General features: G+C 54.9%; 3 rRNA genes. All 3 read left to right on the top strand.

The features are described 5' to 3' along the window. The first annotated feature begins 239 nt into the window (after positions 1–239). Positions 240–1,762, top strand: a 16S ribosomal RNA gene (locus AYL44_RS14320). Between the two features lie 370 nt (positions 1,763–2,132). Beyond that, positions 2,133–5,239, top strand: a 23S ribosomal RNA gene (locus AYL44_RS14315). Positions 5,240–5,337: 98 nt separating this feature from the next. Then, positions 5,338–5,454: ribosomal RNA gene (rrf, locus tag AYL44_RS14310) — 5S ribosomal RNA — on the top strand. Together the 16S, 23S and 5S rRNA genes form the textbook arrangement of a ribosomal RNA operon. Positions 5,455–5,462: the final 8 nt, after the last annotated feature.

Raw genomic sequence — 5,462 nt, 5'->3', positions numbered from 1 at the left:
GTTGCCTCACTACGAAGCCCTTGCGGGGGTGGTGTGGGAGCATCCGATCCTTGAGAACTCAACAGCGTGCACTTGTCAAATGCCAAATAACCTCGATCTCGGCTTCGGCTGAGGTGAGATTCCTTTGGATCAAAGTCCGGCATTTCGGTGTCGGCGATGGATAGTCAGCAATGATTTATCTCTTTGGTCAGTTCAAACTCGCTGCTTCGGCCTATTCCGGTCGTTGTCAGTATTTTTCTTTTACGGAGAGTTTGATCCTGGCTCAGGATGAACGCTGGCGGCGTGCTTAACACATGCAAGTCGAACGGTGAAGCAGAGCTTGCTCTGTGGATCAGTGGCGAACGGGTGAGTAACACGTGAGCAACCTGCCCCTGACTCTGGGATAAGCGCTGGAAACGGCGTCTAATACCGGATATGAGCTGCGATCGCATGGTCAGCAGTTGGAAAGATTTTTCGGTCTGGGATGGGCTCACGGCCTATCAGCTTGTTGGTGAGGTAATGGCTCACCAAGGCGTCGACGGGTAGCCGGCCTGAGAGGGTGACCGGCCACACTGGGACTGAGACACGGCCCAGACTCCTACGGGAGGCAGCAGTGGGGAATATTGCACAATGGGCGAAAGCCTGATGCAGCAACGCCGCGTGAGGGATGACGGCCTTCGGGTTGTAAACCTCTTTTAGCAGGGAAGAAGCGAAAGTGACGGTACCTGCAGAAAAAGCGCCGGCTAACTACGTGCCAGCAGCCGCGGTAATACGTAGGGCGCAAGCGTTATCCGGAATTATTGGGCGTAAAGAGCTCGTAGGCGGTTTGTCGCGTCTGCTGTGAAATCCCGAGGCTCAACCTCGGGTCTGCAGTGGGTACGGGCAGACTAGAGTGCGGTAGGGGAGATTGGAATTCCTGGTGTAGCGGTGGAATGCGCAGATATCAGGAGGAACACCGATGGCGAAGGCAGATCTCTGGGCCGTTACTGACGCTGAGGAGCGAAAGGGTGGGGAGCAAACAGGCTTAGATACCCTGGTAGTCCACCCCGTAAACGTTGGGAACTAGTTGTGGGGTCCATTCCACGGATTCCGTGACGCAGCTAACGCATTAAGTTCCCCGCCTGGGGAGTACGGCCGCAAGGCTAAAACTCAAAGGAATTGACGGGGACCCGCACAAGCGGCGGAGCATGCGGATTAATTCGATGCAACGCGAAGAACCTTACCAAGGCTTGACATATACGAGAACGGGCCAGAAATGGTCAACTCTTTGGACACTCGTAAACAGGTGGTGCATGGTTGTCGTCAGCTCGTGTCGTGAGATGTTGGGTTAAGTCCCGCAACGAGCGCAACCCTCGTTCTATGTTGCCAGCACGTAATGGTGGGAACTCATGGGATACTGCCGGGGTCAACTCGGAGGAAGGTGGGGATGACGTCAAATCATCATGCCCCTTATGTCTTGGGCTTCACGCATGCTACAATGGCCGGTACAAAGGGCTGCAATACCGCGAGGTGGAGCGAATCCCAAAAAGCCGGTCCCAGTTCGGATTGAGGTCTGCAACTCGACCTCATGAAGTCGGAGTCGCTAGTAATCGCAGATCAGCAACGCTGCGGTGAATACGTTCCCGGGTCTTGTACACACCGCCCGTCAAGTCATGAAAGTCGGTAACACCTGAAGCCGGTGGCCCAACCCTTGTGGAGGGAGCCGTCGAAGGTGGGATCGGTAATTAGGACTAAGTCGTAACAAGGTAGCCGTACCGGAAGGTGCGGCTGGATCACCTCCTTTCTAAGGAGCACTGCACTCTTCGGAGTGACAGAGCCGGTTTCGAGACGAATGTTCTCGACCGGAGCTCATGGGTGGAACATTTGACGAGGCATCAGGTCTGAAGGTTTTCTCTAGTACGCCGCTTGCGGTGGGAACGGGAGGGCTGGTGGGTCTGGTGCATGCACGCTGTTGGGTCCTGAGGGACCGGATGAGAGTCCGAACCTCTGGGCCTTTTCTTGTGCCGGCAGTGCCGGTGCGGGGGAGGTACCGCCCGTACTTTGAGAACTACACAGTGGACGCGAGCATCTTGCGAGCTGATCTTCGGATTGGTTCGTGATAGATGATCTTAAAGATCATTAGTCAATTTCGATTGACGATTCAACTCATGTGATTTCAAGTCTTTAAGAGCAAACGGTGGATGCCTTGGCATCTGGAGCCGAAGAAGGACGTAGCAATCTGCGATAAGCCTCGGGGAACTGATAAGCAAGTTTTGATCCGAGGATGTCCGAATGGGGAAACCCCGCCAGGGCGCGTGCGTACCTGGTGACTCCCGCCTGAATATATAGGGCGGGTAGAGGGAACGTGGGGAAGTGAAACATCTCAGTACCCACAGGAAGAGAAAGCAACCGCGATTCCGTTAGTAGTGGCGAGCGAAACCGGAACAGGCTAAACCTAGCGTGTGTGATAGCCGGCAGGCGTTGCACGTTGGGGGTTGTGGGACTTTTCAGACAGTTCTGCCGATCTGTCGGCGTTACAAGAAGGTATAGACGAACCGCATTGAAAGGCGGGTCATAGAGGGTGCCAACCCCGTAGTCGAAATGCTTCTCTTGACGCGAAGAGTATCCCAAGTAGCACGGGGCCCGAGAAATCCCGTGTGAATCTGTCAGGACCACCTGATAAGCCTAAATACTCCCAGATGACCGATAGCGGACAAGTACCGTGAGGGAAAGGTGAAAAGTACCCCGGGAGGGGAGTGAAATAGTACCTGAAACCGTTTGCTTACAAACCGTTGGAGCACCCCTGGTAGGTGTGACAGCGTGCCTTTTGAAGAATGAGCCTGCGAGTTAGCGATATGTGGCGAGGTTAACCCGTGTGGGGTAGCCGTAGCGAAAGCGAGTCTGAATAGGGCGATTCAGTCGCATGTCCTAGACCCGAAGCGAAGTGATCTATCCATGGCCAGGCTGAAGCGACGGTAAGACGTCGTGGAGGGCCGAACCCACTTAGGTTGAAAACTGAGGGGATGAGCTGTGGATAGGGGTGAAAGGCCAATCAAACTTCGTGATAGCTGGTTCTCTCCGAAATGCATTTAGGTGCAGCGTTGCGTGTTTCTTGCCGGAGGTAGAGCTACTGGATGGCCGATGGGCCCTACAAGGTTACTGACGTCAGCCAAACTCCGAATGCCGGTAAGTGAGAGCGCAGCAGTGAGACTGTGGGGGATAAGCTTCATAGTCGAGAGGGAAACAACCCAGACCACCAACTAAGGTCCCAAAGCGCGTGCTAAGTGGGAAAGGATGTGGAGTTGCTGTGACAACCAGGAGGTTGGCTTAGAAGCAGCCACCCTTGAAAGAGTGCGTAATAGCTCACTGGTCAAGTGATTCCGCGCCGACAATGTAACGGGGCTCAAGCACGCCACCGAAGTTGTGGCATTGACATTATTGGTAGGCCTTCGTGGTCCAGCCGTGTTGATGGGTAGGAGAGCGTCGTGTGGCCAGCGAAGCGGCGGTGTGAACCAGCCGTGGAGGCTACACGAGTGAGAATGCAGGCATGAGTAGCGAAAGACGTGTGAGAAACACGTCCTCCGAAAGACCAAGGGTTCCAGGGTCAAGCTAATCTTCCCTGGGTAAGTCGGGACCTAAGGCGAGGCCGACAGGCGTAGTCGATGGACAACGGGTTGATATTCCCGTACCGGCGAAGAACCGCCCCAGCTAATCCAGTAGTGCTAAGAGTCCTAACCCGGCTGAGTGGATCCCTTCGGGGTGAAGCCGGCCGGTCTAACGCTCGAACCCGTTCTGGTGCGGCTAGCGTATTAACAGGTGTGACGCAGGAAGGTAGCCCAACCCGGGCGATGGTTGTCCCGGGGCAAGTGCGTAGGCCGAGAGATAGGCAAATCCGTCTCTCATTCAGGCTGAGACACGATGCGGATAAAAAGTGGGTGATCCTATGCTGCCAAGAAAAGCATCGACGCGAGGTTCTAGCTGCCCGTACCCCAAACCGACTCAGGTGGTCAGGTAGAGAATACCAAGGAGATCGAGAGAATCGTGGTTAAGGAACTCGGCAAAATGCCCCCGTAACTTCGGGAGAAGGGGGGCCATCCACTTATACGGACTTGCTCCGGAAAGGGTGTGGTGGCCGCAGAGACTAGTGGGTAGCGACTGTTTACTAAAAACACAGGTCCGTGCCAAGTCGCAAGACGATGTATACGGACTGACGCCTGCCCGGTGCTGGAAGGTTAAGAGGACCGGTTAGCCGCAAGGCGAAGCTGAGAATTTAAGCCCCAGTAAACGGCGGTGGTAACTATAACCATCCTAAGGTAGCGAAATTCCTTGTCGGGTAAGTTCCGACCTGCACGAATGGCGTAACGACTTCCCAACTGTCTCAACCGCGAACTCGGCGAAATTGCATTACGAGTAAAGATGCTCGTTACGCGCAGCAGGACGGAAAGACCCCGTGACCTTTACTACAGCTTGGTATTGGTGTTCGGTGTGGCTTGTGTAGGATAGGTGGGAGACTATGAAGCGGTGACGCCAGTTACCGTGGAGTCATTGTTGAAATACCACTCTGGTCACTCTGGATATCTAACTTCGAACCGTAATCCGGTTCAGGGACAGTGCCTGGTGGGTAGTTTAACTGGGGCGGTTGCCTCCCAAAAAGTAACGGAGGCGCCCAAAGGTTCCCTCAACCTGGTTGGCAATCAGGTGGCGAGTGTAAGTGCACAAGGGAGCTTGACTGTGAGACTGACAGGTCGAGCAGGGACGAAAGTCGGGACTAGTGATCCGGCAGTGGCTTGTGGAAGCGCTGTCGCTCAACGGATAAAAGGTACCTCGGGGATAACAGGCTGATCTTGCCCAAGAGTCCATATCGACGGCATGGTTTGGCACCTCGATGTCGGCTCGTCGCATCCTGGGGCTGGAGTAGGTCCCAAGGGTTGGGCTGTTCGCCCATTAAAGCGGTACGCGAGCTGGGTTTAGAACGTCGTGAGACAGTTCGGTCCCTATCCGCTGCGCGCGTAGGAAATTTGAGAGGATCTGACCCTAGTACGAGAGGACCGGGTTGGACGAACCTCTGGTGTGCCAGTTGTTCTGCCAAGAGCACCGCTGGTTAGCTACGTTCGGGATGGATAACCGCTGAAAGCATCTAAGCGGGAAGCCGGCCTCAAGATGAGATTTCCATACCTTCGGGTGAGAGGCTCCCAGCCAGACTACTGGGTTGATAGGCCGGATGTGGAAGCGTGGTAACACGTGAAGCTGACCGGTACTAATAAGCCGATGACTTGATAACACACCGTTTAGGTGCTTGCGTCCACTGAGTGGTTCTCGATGTACGGTCGAGAACCGCATAACGAACAATCGTTGTGCAGACTGAAACATCAATAGTGTTTCGGCGGCCATAGCGTGAGGGAAACGCCCGGTCACATTCCGAACCCGGAAGCTAAGCCTCACAGCGCCGATGGTACTGCAGGGGGGACCCTGTGGGAGAGTAGGACACCGCCGGACTTCTTTCG

This window comes from Microbacterium oleivorans, from assembly GCF_001644225.1.
In the GTDB taxonomy this organism is placed as follows: Bacteria; Actinomycetota; Actinomycetes; order Actinomycetales; family Microbacteriaceae; genus Microbacterium; species Microbacterium gawkjiense.
Note: the sequence above shows the minus strand (reverse complement) of the source record. Positions and strands in the feature narration are given on the sequence as shown.